At 69.1% G+C, this 16,790-nt stretch carries 23 protein-coding genes, 1 tRNA gene and 1 pseudogene; 6 read left to right on the top strand and 19 right to left on the bottom strand.

Going from position 1 to position 16,790, the window contains the following annotated elements; all coding sequences use genetic code 11:
- Window positions 1-13: 13 nt before the first annotated feature.
- Window positions 14-1,435, bottom strand: coding sequence for a peptidoglycan-binding protein (locus SSNG_RS12685; RefSeq protein WP_042803406.1), 1,422 nt, complete (start codon window positions 1,433-1,435; stop codon window positions 14-16).
- Between the two features lie 226 nt (window positions 1,436-1,661).
- Here SSNG_RS12685 and SSNG_RS12690 point away from each other — a divergent pair.
- Window positions 1,662-1,735, top strand: a tRNA-Lys gene (locus SSNG_RS12690).
- A 63-nt stretch (window positions 1,736-1,798) separates the two neighbouring features.
- Here the strand turns inward: SSNG_RS12690 and SSNG_RS12695 are convergent.
- Entirely contained in the window at window positions 1,799-2,485 is a 687-nt protein-coding gene (locus tag SSNG_RS12695; protein ID WP_007264228.1) for a class F sortase, read from the bottom strand.
- The gene (locus tag SSNG_RS12700; RefSeq protein ID WP_007264229.1) at window positions 2,482-3,081 is read right to left on the bottom strand and encodes a hypothetical protein; all 600 of its coding nucleotides are present in this window, start codon (window positions 3,079-3,081) and stop codon (window positions 2,482-2,484) included. Before SSNG_RS12700 ends, SSNG_RS12695 begins: the two co-directional genes overlap by 4 nt.
- A 508-nt stretch (window positions 3,082-3,589) precedes the next feature.
- On the opposite strand from SSNG_RS12700, the pseudogene SSNG_RS12705 reads away from it, so the two are divergent.
- Window positions 3,590-3,991, top strand: a pseudogene (locus SSNG_RS12705) (TIGR01457 family HAD-type hydrolase); the annotation flags it as partial.
- 106 nt (window positions 3,992-4,097) lie between these two features.
- Here the strand turns inward: SSNG_RS12705 and SSNG_RS12710 are convergent.
- The gene (locus tag SSNG_RS12710; RefSeq protein ID WP_007264231.1) at window positions 4,098-4,877 is read right to left on the bottom strand and encodes an HAD-IIA family hydrolase; all 780 of its coding nucleotides are present in this window, start codon (window positions 4,875-4,877) and stop codon (window positions 4,098-4,100) included.
- A gap of 256 nt (window positions 4,878-5,133) precedes the next feature.
- Here SSNG_RS12710 and SSNG_RS12715 point away from each other — a divergent pair, with 256 nt between their 5' ends.
- Window positions 5,134-6,330 (top strand): hypothetical protein, encoded by a 1,197-nt coding sequence (locus tag SSNG_RS12715; protein ID WP_007264232.1) that lies wholly within the window; start codon window positions 5,134-5,136, stop codon window positions 6,328-6,330.
- Here SSNG_RS12715 and SSNG_RS12720 read toward each other — a convergent pair.
- Both SSNG_RS12720 and SSNG_RS12725 read right to left on the bottom strand, forming a co-directional pair.
- Window positions 6,327-6,689, bottom strand: a complete 363-nt coding sequence (locus SSNG_RS12720; protein WP_241695030.1) for a hypothetical protein — start codon at window positions 6,687-6,689, stop codon at window positions 6,327-6,329. The two genes, SSNG_RS12715 and SSNG_RS12720, sit on opposite strands and share 4 nt — an antisense overlap.
- A gap of 14 nt (window positions 6,690-6,703) precedes the next feature.
- The gene (locus tag SSNG_RS12725) at window positions 6,704-7,918 is read right to left on the bottom strand and encodes a helix-turn-helix transcriptional regulator (RefSeq protein ID WP_007264234.1); all 1,215 of its coding nucleotides are present in this window, start codon (window positions 7,916-7,918) and stop codon (window positions 6,704-6,706) included.
- 158 nt (window positions 7,919-8,076) lie between these two features.
- On the opposite strand from SSNG_RS12725, the gene SSNG_RS12730 reads away from it, so the two are divergent.
- Genes SSNG_RS12730 through SSNG_RS12735 form a run of 3 tightly spaced genes read left to right on the top strand, consistent with a single transcriptional unit; the run spans window position 8,077 to window position 8,724 of the window.
- The gene (locus SSNG_RS12730; protein ID WP_007264235.1) at window positions 8,077-8,310 is read left to right on the top strand and encodes a hypothetical protein; all 234 of its coding nucleotides are present in this window, start codon (window positions 8,077-8,079) and stop codon (window positions 8,308-8,310) included.
- Complete coding sequence (locus SSNG_RS42035; RefSeq protein WP_165364996.1) at window positions 8,300-8,464, top strand: hypothetical protein; 165 nt, start codon at window positions 8,300-8,302, stop codon at window positions 8,462-8,464. The genes SSNG_RS12730 and SSNG_RS42035 overlap by 11 nt, the downstream gene beginning before the upstream one ends.
- A complete protein-coding gene (locus tag SSNG_RS12735; protein ID WP_007264236.1) occupies window positions 8,461-8,724 on the top strand; it encodes a hypothetical protein in 264 nt (87 codons plus the stop codon). Before SSNG_RS42035 ends, SSNG_RS12735 begins: the two co-directional genes overlap by 4 nt.
- 81 nt (window positions 8,725-8,805) lie before the next feature.
- Here the strand turns inward: SSNG_RS12735 and SSNG_RS12740 are convergent, their stop codons facing one another.
- The 13 genes from SSNG_RS12740 to SSNG_RS12795 form a co-directional block, all read right to left on the bottom strand.
- Window positions 8,806-9,081 carry a hypothetical protein gene (locus SSNG_RS12740; protein WP_007264237.1) on the bottom strand — a complete coding sequence of 92 codons (276 nt, stop codon included), beginning with the start codon at window positions 9,079-9,081 and terminating at the stop codon, window positions 8,806-8,808.
- A 64-nt stretch (window positions 9,082-9,145) separates the two neighbouring features.
- Window positions 9,146-9,418, bottom strand: a complete 273-nt coding sequence (locus SSNG_RS12745; protein WP_042800920.1) for a hypothetical protein — start codon at window positions 9,416-9,418, stop codon at window positions 9,146-9,148.
- A 32-nt stretch (window positions 9,419-9,450) separates the two neighbouring features.
- Entirely contained in the window at window positions 9,451-11,595 is a 2,145-nt protein-coding gene (gene nrdJ, locus SSNG_RS12750) for a ribonucleoside-triphosphate reductase, adenosylcobalamin-dependent (RefSeq protein ID WP_241695031.1), read from the bottom strand.
- Between the two features lie 2 nt (window positions 11,596-11,597).
- Window positions 11,598-12,005 (bottom strand): hypothetical protein, encoded by a 408-nt coding sequence (locus SSNG_RS12755; RefSeq protein WP_007264240.1) that lies wholly within the window; start codon window positions 12,003-12,005, stop codon window positions 11,598-11,600.
- Window positions 12,002-12,385 (bottom strand): hypothetical protein, encoded by a 384-nt coding sequence (locus SSNG_RS12760; protein ID WP_007264241.1) that lies wholly within the window; start codon window positions 12,383-12,385, stop codon window positions 12,002-12,004. The genes SSNG_RS12755 and SSNG_RS12760 overlap by 4 nt, the downstream gene beginning before the upstream one ends.
- Window positions 12,382-12,702, bottom strand: coding sequence for a hypothetical protein (locus SSNG_RS12765; RefSeq protein ID WP_050779612.1), 321 nt, complete (start codon window positions 12,700-12,702; stop codon window positions 12,382-12,384). The genes SSNG_RS12760 and SSNG_RS12765 overlap by 4 nt, the downstream gene beginning before the upstream one ends.
- A complete protein-coding gene (locus tag SSNG_RS12770; RefSeq protein WP_042800921.1) occupies window positions 12,699-13,892 on the bottom strand; it encodes a hypothetical protein in 1,194 nt (397 codons plus the stop codon). Before SSNG_RS12770 ends, SSNG_RS12765 begins: the two co-directional genes overlap by 4 nt.
- Window positions 13,893-13,895: 3 nt before the next feature.
- Window positions 13,896-14,099 carry a hypothetical protein gene (locus SSNG_RS12775; protein WP_007264244.1) on the bottom strand — a complete coding sequence of 68 codons (204 nt, stop codon included), beginning with the start codon at window positions 14,097-14,099 and terminating at the stop codon, window positions 13,896-13,898.
- Entirely contained in the window at window positions 14,096-14,461 is a 366-nt protein-coding gene (locus tag SSNG_RS12780) for a hypothetical protein (protein ID WP_007264245.1), read from the bottom strand. Before SSNG_RS12780 ends, SSNG_RS12775 begins: the two co-directional genes overlap by 4 nt.
- Complete coding sequence (locus SSNG_RS12785) at window positions 14,458-15,126, bottom strand: hypothetical protein (RefSeq protein ID WP_007264246.1); 669 nt, start codon at window positions 15,124-15,126, stop codon at window positions 14,458-14,460. Before SSNG_RS12785 ends, SSNG_RS12780 begins: the two co-directional genes overlap by 4 nt.
- A gap of 246 nt (window positions 15,127-15,372) precedes the next feature.
- On the bottom strand, window positions 15,373-15,525 hold the full coding sequence (locus SSNG_RS42040; protein ID WP_007264248.1) for a hypothetical protein: 153 nt from the start codon (window positions 15,523-15,525) through the stop codon (window positions 15,373-15,375).
- On the bottom strand, window positions 15,522-15,899 hold the full coding sequence (locus SSNG_RS12790) for a hypothetical protein (protein ID WP_007264249.1): 378 nt from the start codon (window positions 15,897-15,899) through the stop codon (window positions 15,522-15,524). The genes SSNG_RS42040 and SSNG_RS12790 overlap by 4 nt, the downstream gene beginning before the upstream one ends.
- Before the next feature lie 16 nt (window positions 15,900-15,915).
- Window positions 15,916-16,779, bottom strand: a complete 864-nt coding sequence (locus SSNG_RS12795) for an AAA family ATPase (protein WP_042800922.1) — start codon at window positions 16,777-16,779, stop codon at window positions 15,916-15,918.
- Between the last annotated feature and the right edge of the window lie 11 nt (window positions 16,780-16,790).

Genomic DNA, 16,790 nt, shown 5'->3' on the forward strand with positions numbered 1-16,790 from the left:
ATCGTTGCCTCCGTCATGCGAACAGCCGGCGCCAGGTTTCCGGGCCCGGGTAGCCGTCGGCCGAGCCGCCGCGCCAGCCCTGGGCGCGCTGGAAGGCCTCGACGTTGCGGCGGTCGGCCTCGCTCCAGCGCAGGCCCGGGCCGGACGTGTAGTACTTGCCGAAGCCCTTCTGCGCCAGCCGGCGGCCGAGGGCGAGTACGGCCGGATGGGACTGCCCCGGGCGGAAGACCCGCAGCCCGGGGTAGGCCGGCACCCCGGCGGAACCCGGCAGGGCCCCCGGCGGCGCCTTCGGCGGCTTCACCGTGCCCGGCGCCGTGCCCGGAGCCGTGCGGCCCGTCGGCGGGATGTCCTTGCCCTGGCGCTGGACCAGCAGCCGCCAGGTGTGCTCGCCGGGAATGCCGTCGGCGTCGGCGTCCGTCCAGCCCTGCGCCTGCTGGAAGGCCTGCGTGGCCTGCCGGTCGGCCTCGCTCCACTTCGAGCTCGGCCCCTTGGGGTAGAACCGCAGGGCGCCCCGCCCGATCAGCATCTTGGCCAGCTCGGTGACGTACTCGTTGTCCGCGCCCGGGCCGAACTTCGCCGCGCCGGGGAAGGCCGCCGTGCCCGCCGCCGGGGCGCCCGGCACCGGCACGTCCGGCAGGACCCCGGTGGTCACGCCGTTGTAGCGGTACGGGAGGTACTTCTCCGAGTTCTTCCAGTACCCGTACGGCGTGGCCAGCTTCCGCGTGTACGGGCGGGTCTGCTCGTACGCGACGTAGTGGGTGCGCGTCTCGTCGGCCCAGCCGCCGAAGATGACGACGTGCGAGCCGTTGTTGGGGTCCGCCGGGTTGTGGAAGAGCAGCATGTCCCCCGGGAGCAGCTCCTCCTTCGTGATCTTCGTGGCGAAGGTGTCGAGGCTGCCGGTCCACTCGTTCGTACCGAGGTTCCAGACCATGGAGACGTACCCCGAGCAGTCCTGCCGGTAGCCGTCCGACCAGTACTCGGACATGCTGTAGGGGACCTGGGCGTCCAGCCAGAGCTTCGCCCGGTTGATGATCGTGGCCCGGTCGATGGCCCGCACCGCGGGCGGCGCGCCGGGCCGGCCCGCCGCCGAGGACGGCGGACGCGGTCCCGTGGCGGGGGCCGGGCGTCCGTGCAGCGGGGCCCGGCCGCCCTGCGGGCTGCCCGGACCGTCCGCACCGCCGCGGTCGTCCAGCGCCACCGGCCCCGGACCGGGCACCGGCGCGGCCGCGGCCAGCGCCGCCGAACCGCCGCCGCCGAGCACCACGCCGGCCGCGGTCGCCAGTACCAGCGCCCGGCGCGCCCCGCGCGCGGCCGGGTGGCCGCCGTCGCGGAGCGCTATGGCCCGCCCGCGCGCGAGGGTGCGGCGCCGCTGCGCGCACCCGAGGCACACGCAGTCACCGGCGGGCTCGTACTCCTCGAAGACCGGCATCGTCATCGGCGTCGGCATCTGCACATGCACCGGAGGCTGCATCGTCATGCGGTTCCGTCCACTCCCCTGCTCGTCCACTGGTCGGCCGGGCACGCATCTGTCGGGGCATCAGATTCGGCTCGACCAGACATATCGTGCACGATAAACCCCCAAACATGGGTTAATCGGACAACGCGGGCGCGGCTGGTCACGAGCACCTCGGCAGGTGGGGTAGAGTTTTCCCTGTCAGCAAGCGCCGCTAGCTCAGTTGGTTAGAGCAGCTGACTCTTAATCAGCGGGTCCGGGGTTCGAGTCCCTGGCGGCGCACAGACGAGGGGAAGCCCCCGCAGCGAAAGCTGCGGGGGCTTCTTCGTTCCCGGTCCGGACGGGCTAGACCGCGGCCGCCCCCGTCCGCGCGCCCGTCCCCGCCCCCGTCCCCGCGCCCGTCAGGTACGCGGAGACCACCACGTTCGCCGAGTACTGCCCGGCCGCCTTGTCGTAGTTCCCGCCGCAGGTCACGAGCCGCAGTTCGGCCCGGCCCCGCACCCGGGGTCCGTACGCCGCGTGCGGGTCGAAGCCCGCGCGCTCGTAGACGCGTACGTCCTCCACCGTGAACTCGGCGACCGTCGCGTCCGCCCGCGCCACGCGGATCTTCTGGCCCGGCTTGAGCGTGCTCAGGCCGTAGAAGACGGCCGGCTTGGACTTCGTGTCCACGTGCCCCACCATCAGCGCGGCCCCCGCCGCTCCGGGCGCGGGACCCGCCCCCCACCAGCCCACCGTGCCCGGGAGCTCGTACGGCGGCGGGTCGATCGCCCCCCGCGCGTCCAGACCGCGCGCGATCACCGGCGCCCGGACGCCCAGGTCCGGTACCTCGACCCGCGCGGGCATCGCCCCGGACAGCGGGGCCCGCGCGGCCGGGAGGGCCGGCCCCTGCTGTCCGGCGGCCTGCTGCCCGGCGGGCGGAGCGGGCGGAACCCCGGTGATCTCCTTGCCCCACAGCCACAGGCCCATCACCAGCACCGCCCAGGCGGCGAAGGTCAGCAGCCGGCCGCCGGCGGAGGCCCTGGGCTCGCTCATCCGCCGTTGCGGCGGCGGCGCAGGGTGATCGCCCGGCCGGCGACCGCCAGGGTGGCCGCGGCGGCGAGGACGGCGCCGATCACGGTGTGGGGCAGCCCGGGGCCGTCGCCGCCGTGGCTCTTCTTCGCGGCCGCCGCCAGCCGGGTCGTCTCCGCGACCTCGGCGGACATCCCGCCGCCGCCCGCGTGGACCGGCCACACCGGTGAGTGGTGCGGGTCGGGGCGGTGGTGGTCGCGGCGGACCTCGATGGAGCCGCGCAGGCCGTCGGCGCCCTCGCACTTGATCCGGATCTCGTGCCAGCCCGGGTCGGCGTGCGGGCGGATCTTCGCCTCGCCGTGCAGGGTCCGGCCGTCGCCGTGCCCCGAGGAGAGCCGGGCGTCGGAGACGAAGACGGGCGAACGGGCCACCCCCCAGTCGCCGTCGCACCCCCGGACGCGGATCTTGACGTGCGCTCCCGGGTCGGCCGGGTTCGGTTCCGCCGAGACGCCGCCGCGGTCCCACTCGTTCGCGAGGGCGGCGGGGGCGGTCACGGCGGCGGACGCCGTCAGGGCGACGGCGGCCCCTGCGACACGGAGAGCGATCAGAGAACAGCGCATGGTGAACCTCCTCAACAAGGAGATTCACGCGCGGCGCGCCGCTCCGCATCCGGAGCGGCGCTCTCTTGGCCCGTACGTGTCAGCCGTACGCGCTAACGCGCGGCTGCGCGCGCCCGGACGATGGGCTACAGCAGCGTCCGGGTACGTGCTGCGAAACCCCCGCCTGTGCGGGTACCGCGCCCGTGCCCCGCAGGAGGTCCGAGAGCGGTCGGACCGAGGGAACCCTGAAGCGGATCGGTCCGGACAAGGCCGAGGCACGCCGACTGCGCGCGGACGACCTGCTGTCCCTGAAGCGGGAAGAGATCACCAGAGCATCGAGGGTCGTGATCGAACCCGTCGGAAAGGGCGGTCAACAGCGGGCGTTCCGTGCCGAACTGATCGAGATCGCCTGGCGGGAGCAGCCACGACAGGAACGGACCGACGGCTTTCGGCCTCGATAGGCTGGGGCTGTCGGCACAGCGTCGTCCCGGCGCCCCACAGCCAGCCATGCATACAGGAGACCGGCAAAATGGCAGAGCGCAAGCCCATCGAATCGTGGCTCACCGACATGGACGGCGTGCTGATGCACGAAGGCATCCCGGTGCCGGGTGCGGACGCTTTCATCAAGAAGCTGCGCGACTCCGGCCGTCCTTTCCTGGTCCTCACGAACAACTCGATCTACACCGCGCGTGACCTGAACGCCCGTCTCAGCCGTATCGGTCTGGACATCCCCGTTGAGAACATCTGGACCTCGGCGCTGGCCACCGCGAAGTTCCTCGACAACCAGCACCCCGGTGGATCGGCGTACGTGATCGGCGAGGCAGGCCTCACCACGGCGATGCACGAGGTCGGCTACGTCCTCACGGACACCGATCCCGACTTCGTGATCCTGGGCGAGACCCGCACACCCAAAACATATTTGGCCCTGACCTGCGGTTTGTCGCCCTCCGTGAGAGGTAGACCTACAGGCAGCTACCAATCAGAGAAGGCCCTCCCAACATACCGGGAGGGCCTTCTCTGTGTCTGCTGAAAGATCGTCACACCTGGTCGACGAGATCCGCGATCGAGTCCACGACGTGTGAGGGCCGGAACGGGTACCGCGCAATGTCGGCGTCGGTCGTCAGTCCGGTGCGGACGAGGAACGTCGTCATGCCAGCCTCAAGGCCCGCGAGTACGTCCGTGTCCATCCGGTCACCGATCATGGCCGAGGTCTCAGAGTGGGCGCCGATCGCGTTCAGCCCGGCCCGCATCATCAGCGGGTTCGGCTTCCCGACGAAGTACGGGTCCTTCCCCGTGGCCTTCGTGATCAAGGCGGCGACCGAGCCCGTGGCGGGCAGGGCGCCCTCGGGCGAGGGGCCGGTGTTGTCGGGGTTGGTCGCGATGAACCGCGAGCCGTTGTTGATCAGGCGGATGGCCTTCGTGAGCGCCTCGAAGCTGTACTGCCTCGTTTCGCCGAGTACGACGAATTCGGGGTCCTGGTCGGTCAGGACGTACCCGACGTCATGCAGGGCCGTGGTCAGGCCCGCCTCGCCGATGACGTACGCCGTACCGCCGGGCCGCTGGTCATCCATGAACTTCGCGGTGGCCAGGGCCGAGGTCCAGATGTTCTCCGCCGGCACTTGCAGGCCCATGCGGGAGAGCCGGGCCGCGAGGTCTCGGGGCGTATAGATCGAGTTGTTCGTCAGGACGAGGAACGGCTTGCCGGAGTCGCGGAGCTGCTTCAGGAAGGCGTCGGCGCCTGGGATCGGTACGCCTTCATGGATGAGCACGCCGTCCATGTCGGTCAGCCACGATTCGATCGGCTTGCGCTCTGCCATAGGGGTGTTTCTCCTGCCGGACGCGTTGGACGAGGCGGCTTGCGCTCGTCGTAGACATTACCGCCGGCACCTGTTCGATTCCGATGTGGTCGGATGTGTCCGATATTCGGATGTCGGTCCCCGGATACTGGACAGTCAAAACGTGACCATGCTCACCTTATCCGGTGCAAAGTTCAAGGTTTGCACCCCAAAACGATCTTCTCGGGCGTGATTGGATTCACCGGAAGAACACATTCCGTTTGGGGGAGGTTCACCCATGGGTCGCCACGCTTCGTCACCGCAGGACGAGAAGATCAGCGAGCACCCCATCGGCAGAATCCTCGCGCTACCGGCCAAGGGAGAGCCGAGCCGGAAGACCGCCATCGCGGCCTACTCGCTCCTTGTGGGCGGTGTCTTCAGTGCTCTGACCTGGGCCACTGTGCGCGATGATCCAGCGCCGACCCGCGCGGCTCCGCCGCAAGGCGTCCGGGAAGACGACGCTTACACGGAGACGCTCGATCCCGGCTACCAGCCGACGTACCTCGACGGCGGAGGCGGCATCGCGGGTGTTCCGCTCACCGACGAGCAGCGCAAGGCACTGATCGCCGAGGCTCGGCGTCGCGGCCTCTCTCTATCGGAGGCGTATGCGCTCGCGTACGGCGATGGGGTCCGCATCAGCACCGGCAAAGACGGCAAGGTGAAGGTCGACACGAGCGAAGTGAAGGTAGCGAATCGGCCGGTCTACATACGGGCCGTCCAGCCGGTCACCGGTCACAAGGCCGGGCAAGCCAGCCTCACTACGTCCGGCAAGTTCGACGACGAGGAGACCGCCAGCGCCGCCGGCAGGGGCGAGGCCAGGACGATGGCCGAGAAGAAGGACGAGAAGCTCGACAACGGGAAGACCAACGGCAACGGCAAGGCCGAGGCGGAGCCCGCTCCTGAAGACGAGTATTACCCCAGCTCGGGTGACAACTACTACGAGGAGGAGAAGAAGGAGAAGAACTCGGGCCTCAAGTCGATCCTCCCTCCCTCACTGGACTCGCTCGTCGACCAGGCCAGTGAAGTGACCGAGTTCCTCGGTCAGGCGTCGCCCGGACAGGTCGAAGTGGTTGGCCCGGTTCAGCGAGGCAACCGCGTCATGATGATGATGTCGGCGCCCGTCGCGGAAGACCTGACAGTGCATACGACCATCTCCGCCCCACTCGGGGACGAGGCGCCGTTGAAGCCCGTGGTGACCACGGTCGCCGTGAACACGGACACGGGCGAGGTCGTGGCCAAGGAGAAGGACCACTGCGATCACGTGGACGAGGTGCCCACGGTCGCGATCGGGCAAGTCGTCGATGTCGTCCTCGAAGCCCGCGAGGAGATGGACAACGACGCCGAGCTGACCGCCGTCGCGGCCGAGATAGCCGAAGCCCCCAGCGAGGCCGCACGCGAAGAGGAGACGGCGCTCGTGGGGGCCACGGAAGGCTAGGAGAGGGCATCCTCTACGGCCTCGAAGATGTCGCTGTCCGTCTCCTTCTGCCAGTCCGGCAGCTCGGGCCAGTCGGCGACATACGCAGGCTTCGGGTCGCCGAAGTGCTTGTACATCTGAGCCGTCCAGCACGTTGCGACGAAGCGGCCCTTCTGTTCGCGGGAGAGCCGCTTCGCGTGCCCCTCGGACACGTCGAGGAACTGCGCGACCTGCGACCACACGGAAGCAGCGGCCTCGCGCTCCCAGTCCGGCGTCTCCTCCCACGGGGTGACGTAGCTCGGCTTCGGCTCGCCGGGGAAGTGCTTCTGCACGCCCGCGATCCACGCCTCGCGGAATCGTCGCCCGTTCTCCTCCGTCACGCTGTCCCCTCTCATCAGGCGGCCAACTCGGCAAGCTCGGCGTCCAGCTCGGCCGCGCGTACGTCACTGGCGACGGGCCGCAGCTCGACCCGCAGCGTTCGCAGCTTACGGGCCACGTACCCCGAGCCCGAGCGTCGCGCGAGATCCATTGCCTCGCGGGCGTACACCGCTACCTCGTCCAGGTCCCGCCGCTTCGCGCCGACTATGGCGAGGTCGGCCAGGACGGCACCCCTGCGCCGGTACGACTGACCCCGGCCAAGCTCGGCCTGTTGCAGGGCGCCCAGGAGGGCCGTCTCGGCGAGGTCCAGCCTGCCCAGCTCGACGTACCGGGCCCCGCGCTCCTCGGCCAGGCGGGAGGAGTCGAACCGCAGCCATCCGCCATTCACGGAATCCGCGGTGAGGTCGAGGACCCGCTCGGCCTCGTCTAGGCTCCGCTCGCAGGCGTCGAGGTTCCCCATGCCGGCGAACGCCTGCGCCTGCACGGCTGCGACCCAATGCCGGGTGGCGAGGTGGCTGTCCCCTCGCCGGGCCACCCTCTCGGCGGCCGTGAGCACGCCTGCCGCGTCGGCCCACTGCCGCTCGTACAGGGAGACGTACGCGTGCCTGGTGAGCGCGCACGCCCAGAGGTCGAAGTGCCGCGCCTCGCGGCTGGCAGAGGCCGCCAGGGTGTACGAGGCCGCCGCGTCGGTGTAGCGGTTCTGGTCGAAGGCAAGCTCGCCCGCGAGCTGGAAGAGATCCCCGGCCGCCATGCACAGGCCGGTCGTGTCGCGGCCGTCCTTCAGCTCGTCTGTGAGGGCGGCGAGCTGGTCCCTCACGATCGGGTACACGCCCCGCTTCGAGCGGGCGAGCTGGTACACCTGCCACAGGTGCTCGTTCATCGCGCGGAAGTCGGCGGCCTCGTCGAGAACTCCGTCCGCCGGCAGAGCGGGCAGGGCTCCGGCGACCGCGAGAATGCGCAAGAAGTCGCGTCGGATCATGTCGTCACCACTGTCACTGGTCAGGTCGTCGAGGTGCCCCTCGGCCTCCTGCGTGACAGCTTGTGGCGATAGCAGGGCGCCCAGGCCCGCCAGGTCCAGCCCTAACAGCTCGGCGAGCCTTGGCCGCAAGGGCGGCTGCGGTTCTGTTTCCCCCCGCTCCCACCGGCCAACCGTCGTGCGGTCGACGCCCACAGCGACGGCGAAGGACTCCTGACTGTAGCCGCGCGCCTTCCGCCGCTCCTTCAGGCCCACGGCCTACCCCCTTCGCTGCCTGACTCCGGTCTACCCGGCGCAACGACGTGCATCACAAGTGCGTCATCACTGCGTCAATCCTGCCGTGGCCACACCGATCGTGCAGGCGAAAACTGGACCCCGGGGGTTGGCGGTGAAGGACGGATAGGAGAGACGCGATGCCGACAGCGAAACAGCTCATGATCGACGGCAACGGCAAGACCGGTGAGTTCATGGGGACTGTCGCTGGTCGGTGGCTGCTCCGCCCCCCTGGCGGCGGGAAGGAGTGGGAGGTTCAGCCGGGGACCGCTCGCGGTCTCACCCCGGAAGAGGAGAGGCGACTTCGGTCGAATGACACCGACGCCGAGGGCGAGCCCGAGTACGACTTCGCGGACCAGATCAGTGCCGAGTGACCCGCCCAAGCCCGTGGACGGGTGCGAGAAGTGCGCGGAGCTGGCCGCCAAGAGAACCGCCCGCTTCCAGGCAGGGGACCGCAGCGGGGAGAGCGACTGCAACGTCTACCTGCGCCGGCACCTCGCGGCGTCACATGCGGGGGTGAGGGCGTGACCGTCAAGAGCAGGCACTCGTTCGAGCCCTATCGCGTTGACCCGGACCCGGCGGTCGACTGGGTCATACAGGCCCGGTGCGTCTTCAAGGGCGAGACCGACTGCAAGGCGACGTCCCCTGAGATGTCGGACCAGCAGAAGGTGACGAAGTGGATCGCCCAGCATCGCGCCGAGGCCGGGCACGCGAGGTTCGAGGAGACCTACCGGCGCGCGGTCATCGCGACCATCGACTTGCGGGCAGGCCGCCGACCCCGTCCCTGACCCGCAGGCGGCAGCCCTCCCCCCGTGGGGCTGTCGAGCACAGAGACCCCCCTCCGAACCGCAGCGGAGGGGGGTTGTGCGTTACGCGGCCGGGGTGAGGACGACGAGGAGAGGCCCCGCGGCCTTGTCCCAGCCCTGGCCGGTCTCGACTGCGGTCCTGCCGGCGCCTGCGATGCCGTCCCGGACGGGAGCGAGGAACGTCTCGCGGAAGTGGGCCTGCGCGTCGGGGTTCATGCCGCTTACGGAGACGGCTGCGCCGACCCTCTCGTCCAGGACGGCAGCCGCCTCGCTGAAGTCGTCGCCGGTCCACTCGTCTGCGTGCTCGGCGACCAGCGCCCACGTCATCTTGAACGTCATGCAGGCATTCTACCTGCGGAAACGCCAGAAGGGCCCCCAGGAAGGGGCCCAACAGGCTTGCATTTTATGGGAGTTGATTCTCCTCGACGAGCTGTCCGCCGATGGGCTTTCCGTCCCGGATCAGGAGGATCAGGGGGCGAGCGACGTCCTTCTCCTCCAGCCCGCCTTCCGGGATCATCAGCCTGCCGAGGGCGTCACGCGTGCTGCCCTCGTTGGGGTAGTCCCACACCCACTTCGGATGCTCGGACCGAACCCGAATGTCACCCTTGGCGTCGAGAACGACATCGCCGGGCTTCCAGGTGGCGTCGAGGCTGGTGATCTTGTGCACGCGGTCCATGTGACCATCATGCCCGCCCCCACTGACAGCGGTCAGCGCACCGGACAGGCGCCGGTCGAGCACTCCTCGTCGATCGAGTCCTCGACGATGTACGTCTCGTGCTTCTCGAACTCGGCCCGGCTGATCCGCTCGTACGGCGCCTGCGGTCGGGTGCCGTCGACCATGACCGTCGTCCCCTTCAGGAGGGGGAGCCACGCCTCGATCACGTCGGCCGTCTCGTCGAGGTCCAGGCCCTCGGGCACGTTCGCGGTGAAGCTCACCGCGTTGTCGGCGTACTCGGTCTGGTACATCGCCTGGAAGGCGAGGAGCTGGTTCAGGCTCAACTCGTCGGCGGACTCGACCAGATCGGCCGGGTAGCCGCGAGCCTCCACCTCCTCGACGAGCCGCTCCAGCGTCGGGAACACCACGATGAACGTGTTGCCGCTCGGGTCGTACTGGCACACCTCGACCGGGTACCCCTGCGCCTCGAAGGCGGCGACCTTCGCGGCCTGGTCCGGGTCGGCCATGGAGAAGCGAACTCGTCGCAGGAACGTCCTCGCGTAGATCGGGTGGATGCCCTCGGTCGTGCCGGGGAGCTTGGCGATCGTGCCGGTCGGTGCGACCGTCGTGCACTTCACGGGCTCGGGAATCCGCAGCTCGAACGCGTAGTCGCGGGCGGCCTGGCGGACGACCCTCTTCATGCGGCCGAGGAGGAGGCGGAACCGGGTGTGTGCCGGCGCTTCGCTGTACCTCACGCCCTGCTTCGCGAGGAACGCCTGAACTCCCAGATGGCCGACGCCTATTCGCCGGTTGGCGGCCAGGCGCTCGGCCTGCTCGGCGTCGTTGACGTCGCCGTACGTGGCCCGGATCAGGAAGCGCGTCATCAGCTCGTGCGCCCGCTTCAGGCCGCTCTCGTCGAACGCCTCGTGCCCGTCCAGCACGAAGGCGTCGAGGTTGATGTGCCCGAGGTTGCAGTTCTCCCAGGCTTCGAGCGCGATCTCGCCGCACGGATTCGTGGCGATGACCTCGCCCACTTCTCCGGCATTGGAGTAGGTCGAGTTCCAGTAGCCGGGCTCGCCGTTCGCGAGCATCCCCTCGACGACCTTGCGGTGCACCATGTAGGCCATCTCGGCGCCGCCGGGGCCGAAGTCGTCGTGCTTGCCGTTCGACAGGTAGTCGATGAAGTCCTGGTCGATCTCCACGCTGATGTTCGTGGTCCAGTGACGGCCCGGGTCCTGCTTGCAGGCGAGGAACTCCTCGATGTACGGGTCGTTCCATGCACAGATGGCCATTCGTGCCGACCTGCGGTTCCCCCCGCTGACCACGCATTCCGCGATGGCGTGGTCGATCTCCATGGATTCGGTGGGGAGAAGGTGACCGCGAGCCCGGAGGCCGCGCTCGTGGCTGCGGAAGGCGCCGGACAGGATGCGGCCGATCTCCTGCATCATCCGGCCGAACGGGGCCGGGCCCGAGGCGACGCCTCCGAAGGTCTTCAGTCGGGCGCCCTTGCCTCGGACGCGGCTCACGTCGTAGACGCGGTGGGAGTGCTTCACCTCGCCGTCCGTCATGAAGGTGTCGATCAGGTCGGTCATCGCCGAGGCCCAGCCCTCGCGGGAGTCCTCGACCTCGAAGGCGCCGTCCCAGTCGGAGTCGTAGGCATCGGACAGCACACCCGCGGATCGCATGTCCTCGTAGCCCGGGTGGGAGGGGTCGCACACGATGTGCACCCGCAGTTCCCGGCGGGGCAGGCCGTACGGCGCGAGGTACTTCGAGCTGTAGTTCGCGCCGACCCCGCCTCCTTCCATCAGCCGAAGGAAGGTGAACTCGTGGTGCCGGCTGAGCTGCTCGCCCCAGCCCGCAACGTGGCAGTTGAAGAGGTACTGCCTGCCCTTCACTCCAGACGCCCACAGATGGCGCCCTGCGGGGAGAACGGCGAAGCGGTCCAACAGAGAGACCAGCTCGTCATGCTCGGCCCGTACAGCCTCGCTCCAACCCTCCGGCGGACCGTAGACGAGGGCGAGGTTCCCGGACGCCACGCGGCGTACGGTGTCCGGCCACTGTTCCTTCGAGCCGTCCGGCAGGGTGCGGGAGTAGGTCCGCTCGTAGACGGTCTGACCGGTCGGGCCGAAGGGGACAGCGGTGGTCGGGGTGGTGATGGGAGACTCCTTCAGGTGGTGGGGGTGGTCGGTTGTGCTCAAGGTCAGACCGGCTTGTTCAGCATCACGGCGATCACCTTGATGAGCCGCTTCAGCGTCCCGGCGCTGTAGGCCGCGAGGTCGGCCACCACTCGCGCCTGTGCTGCCGACTCCTCGGCGGTCGGCGCCGGGTTGGCCAGGAAGGCGAGGCAGAGGTCGATCCGGTCGTCGAGGTACTCGATCGCGAACGCGGCCTCGGCGTGCAAGGAGTCGATCGCCAACTCGGCTTGCTGCTGTGCGACTTCGGACTCATTGAAAGGGCGGGCGATGACCGTGCCGTCCGCTCGCCGCTCGTAGAAGGTCTGGGTCGAGTTATCCCAGAACTCGAAGTCCTCCGGGCCCATACTGGCGGGCGGCTCGACTCCGGGCTCGGGCTCCTCGGTGACGGGCTCCTCGGGCAGGGGCTCGCTCACGCTGCGGTCTCCAATTCGTCGTAACTGTCGATGTACTCAAGGCCGTTAAGGTGGGCGGCGAGCTTGCCGACCCCCCGCTCCAGCCGGTAGCGGACGGCCCGGTCGGTGACCGCCTCGCGGGCCGCGATTCGCCGGTCTTCCCAGTCGAGGGCGAACCGCATGAACAGGGCTCGCTTCTCGACCAGGGACAGGGGGGCCGTCTTCCAGCCGCGCCGGATGTCGGCGAGATGCGCGAACAGAGTCCCCGCGGCCTTCTTGTCGACGGTCCCCTTCGGCATGTCGGCATCCGGGGCGGTGGGGTTCCGAATGCCGTACGCGGCCTCGATGTCCCACACCGCCGGCAGCAGATGCTCGACGAGCCGCCTGTCGTACCCGCTCACACACGCCCCTTCTCGGCCGCATCACAGGCGGCCTCGTAGGAGGTGTGCCGGATGCGGTACTTCGCTTCGGTCTTCACTCGGTCGATCAGGTCGCGGACGAGGCGGTGATAGAGGACGCCGAGGCCGAGCGAGTCATCGGACAGGCACTCGTTCACCATGTCCGGCTTCGTGGCGAGGATGATCAGCGCCTCTTGGCGGGCGTCCTCGTACTCCATCGTGAGCGTGTCCTCGTAGCCGTCCGCGATGCGGCGGGCCGCCCGACCGGCGAGCGCTACGACCTGGGGGAGATCGAGCACTCGCCAGTCCGGGGCCGTCACCTGACCACTTCCTTCACGGGCACGTCGCCGTCCTTCGTGACCATGACCATCAGGCCCGGCGCCCCGCGCGTGCCCTTGAGGTGCCGCCACCACGTCGACTCGGACTCCATCGCCGGCACCTGGATGAAGGTGCGCGGGCCGTCCGTGTCCACGAACTCGTGGTGCAGGTGCGCCGCGAGAAGCAGGTCGGCGGTGTGCATCGCGGACGTCTTGTCGAACGCCTGGGCCCGCCACCACTCGAAGTGCTTGCCCGGCCGCCACTGGTGCCCGTGGGCGTGGGCGACGACTGTTCCCGAGCACTCGACGACGACCGTCAGCTCGTCCGTCTCCGGGACGAACACCTCGACGTGCGCGTACTCCTCGCCCGCCAGGGCCAGGGCCTCGCTCACGGAGATCAGGGCGTCCGTGTCGTGGCTGTCGTCGTACCTCGTCACGCCCTTGCCGCCGGGCCTGACGGCCTCGCCGTGATTGCCGGGGACTGCGACGACGGTAAGGCGGCTGACCTGCGGGGCGAACTTGATGATCGCGTACGCCATCAGGCGCCGGGTGAGGCGGATCTGTTCCGTGAGGGTCAGTTGAGTCCGCCACACGTTCGCGCCGCCCTGCGAGACGAATCCCTCGACGTGATCGCCGAGCCACGCAAGGTGGACGTGCTCGATATCGAATCGCTCGCGGTACTCGTCGAGGAGGCGGGCGGCCTGGTCGATGCACTCGATCGCCCGGCGAAGCGTGCCCTCGTACCCGTCTCCGTCGATCTTGCCGAACTGCATGTCACCCAAGGCGACGACGAACGTGAACTCGCCCTCCTCGTCGCCCTGGACGGAGCCCGGCGCCTCGTCGAACACGCGGAGGAGTTCGTCGACATTGGGACGCTCGAGAACCGCCGGCACCTTGCGACGGCCGAAGGAGAAGCGGGCGCTCACGCCCGGCTCACCGCTTGCCATGGTCCATTCGCTCGACCGGAAGCCGGTCACCTCCCACTCGGAAGGGTCGAGGCCGTGAGCCCGCAGCACGTCGGCCGCGCTCGACTCGGGGTCGATGCCCTCGGGGCCTCGGACGGTCACCTCGGCAGCGTCCCCGGACACCTCGATCTGGCGCGTGAAGTCCTTCTCCGGGTCGGCCTGGCGGCCGGGTACGGCCGGGGCGGTCGGCGTCTTGAGGAGGTCGGTCAGAAGCTCGGAGTGGTCCAAAATTTACACCTCGCGGAGAGAGCGTCGGTACGTGCGGATCGTGGAAGCGGAGACGGTGTGCCCGTGCTTGCGGAGGACCAGGGCCAGGCGCTCGGCAGAGGAGCCGATGTCAAGGAGGCGGACGACGACGGTCTCCCGTACGTCCGGCTCCAGCTCCTCATAGATGCGCTTGAGGGTCGGGCCAGGGGTGCCGGGCAGGTCGCTCACTTCCGGCCCCCGTCGATCTGGCCGATGGCGGCGACCGCGAGCGAGGCCAGGCGGACGAGGCCCTTGCGGATCTCTTCGGGGGTGCGCCCTCCGAAGGCGGCGAAGGCGACCTCGATCGCCAGGCCATCGACGCCCAGGACGCCCACCTCGCCCCGGTCGGCGTTGATGATCGCCCACTCCTCGCCCCTCTTTCTGTAGGCGTCGATGCCCCGCTCGGGGTACACGCCGCCGACGAGGTGAGGCGGCAGGGGGCCGATCTTCTGGGCGGCGGCCCGCACCTCCGCGAGCACGTCCGCGAGCGGGTCGGCCTTCCGTGCCGGCGCCTTGCGAGGCGTGGCCTTCTTGGCGGGGGCGGTGGTCACTGGTCGTTCTCCTTGATCAGGTCGAGAAGGGCCTGAGCGCCCCCCTGCATGTACGTCTCGCTCACGTCGCCGTCCCGCAGCCGCACGCCCTTGGCGGACCGCAGTGACCGGCAGATTCGGGCGGTGAACTCGGCTCCCGCGTCGTCCGGGTCACCCCAGACGCGGACGCGGTTGAAGCCCGCGAGCATCCGCCTGTGGCGCCCCTGCCAGAGGGAGGCGCCAGGGATGGCGACCGCGTGAAGGCCGATCTTGCGGAGGATGATCCGGTCGAGTTCGCCCTCGGTCACCTCGATCGTGTCCCCGGCCTGGTGCACGTCGGCGATGCCGTACATGCGGGGCGGGTCATCCTTGATCGTGTTGTACTTGCCGTGGAAGGCGGCTCGGTGGTCGTGCTCCTCCAGGCATCGGAAGCGCACGGTCAGCGGGGCGCCGTTGCGGTCGAGGTAGGGAATCGCGAGCATTCCGCGGAAGCGTTCGTGGCCGGGGAACGGCCGGTCACCGACGACGCCAAGCCGGTGTGTAACCGCCTCCTCGCGGCCGATTCCCCTGTCGAGGAGATACCGCGCGACGCCCGGCGTAAGAGCTTCCTGATAGGCGCTCGTCGCCTCCTCCAGCATCTCGCGTTGCGAAGGCGAGAGAGGCTGCAAGGGCTCGTGCTCCGACAAAGTCAGTGCCTTCCTTTTCCATGATCAGATTGAATGAGTCACCGCCCTTTCCGCAGGAGTGGCACTTCCAGAGCTGCCGGTCCGTGTTCCACGAGAAGGACGGGGTGTCGTCCTCGTGGAAGGGGCAGTGGCTCATGCCGGTGGCGCGGTGTGAGTTGAAGTCGATGTCGTAGTGCTCGAAGACGGCTTCGAGCGTGGGCTTCTCGTGGTCCTGGTCCTCGTGGTCGGTGTCGACCCGGCGGAACTTCACGGCACTCGCCGCCCGACGAACCAGCCCTTGTCGTCGTCGTAGCCGAGGGACTCAAGCCCTGCGCTGCCGGCGGATGCTGGATCGAAGCGGCCCAGCTCCTCGACCAGGCGCTCGTACTCGGCGGCCTCTTCGAAGGTGGTGGCGTTCACTCGGCGGCGTCCAGGCCGAAGTACGCCTCGACCGTGGTCAGGACGAAGGCTTGCCGCCAGCCCTTCCCCCGGCGCTTGACGACGACGATCGACTCCACGCAGTCCGGATCGATGCCCCGATGCTTGGCGAAGTTCATGCGCTCGCGGTGAGCCTCGTCGAGGAAGGGGCCGGGCTCGAACTTGGCGTTCTTCGCCTCGACGATGGTGAAGAGGCCGCCGTCCTCGCGTATGGCGAGGTCGCCCTCGTCCTCCGCACCGGTCAGCCGCAGCCGTTCCACGTCTTCGCCGACGGACCGCAGGCCCGTCATCAGCTCGATCTCCCAGTCGGCACCCTTGCGCTTGTTGGCTCGGTTGCGCTTGACGATCGGGTCCAAAATTTACACCTACCTTCTACTTGATCAGGGCATCTGTGGGAGACCAGGGCTTCGCCGGGGTAGCCGCCGGCACCATGCGTTCGAGCTTGGAGAAGCGCGTCACCTCGGGGTGGCAGCGCATCGACGCGTACCGCCTGGCCGTGGGGTCGCAGGGGCCCATGCGCTGTTTGATCACCGCGACGCGGTACTCGTGTGAGGTCGGGTCCAGCGCGACGGACAAGGACAGCTCGGGCTTCTCCGACAGGCCGCCCTTCACCTGGTCGCGGGACGGCGGGGCCCACGGGTCGGACTTGGCTTCCCAGCTCTTGTCACTCGCGTGATGCAGGACGATCACGGTTGCACCCGTGGCGCGGGCCAGTTCGGTGAGGCCGCTCATCACGGCCATCTGCTCGGTGTAGTCGGACTCGGCCCCGTCGAAGTCCATGAGGTTGTCGAACACGAAGACCTGGGGGTAGGCGTCCCACAGCTCGATGAACGCTTCCAGCTCCTCGTCGATGTTCTTCCAGGTGATCGGCGAGCCGAAGGCGAAGGTGATGTTCGAGCCCGCGAGGGCGGACAGGTACTCCTGGCGGTGCCGTCCGCCCGCAGCCATCCCGGCCTCGACCATCTCCGTGGTGTCGCCGGTAGCCATGGACGCCAGACGCGAACTCGCCGTGAAGGCGGACATGTCCGCGCTGAAGTACAGCGTCGGCAGGTTCATCATCGCGGCCCAGTAGAGGGCGAACCCACTCTTCTGGGTGCCGGACCGGCCCGCGATCATGATGACCTCGCCGTGACGCGGGCGGCACCCCATCCCGTACAGGGCGTCGAACGCCTCGACGCGGGGCAGCTCCTTGCCGGATTCGGCATGCAGCGCCAGCGACCTTGCGGGGGTCAGCACTAAGCGGCTCC

The sequence above is a fragment of the Streptomyces sp. C genome, assembly GCF_000158895.1.
GTDB classification, from domain to species: domain Bacteria; phylum Actinomycetota; class Actinomycetes; order Streptomycetales; family Streptomycetaceae; genus Streptomyces; species Streptomyces racemochromogenes.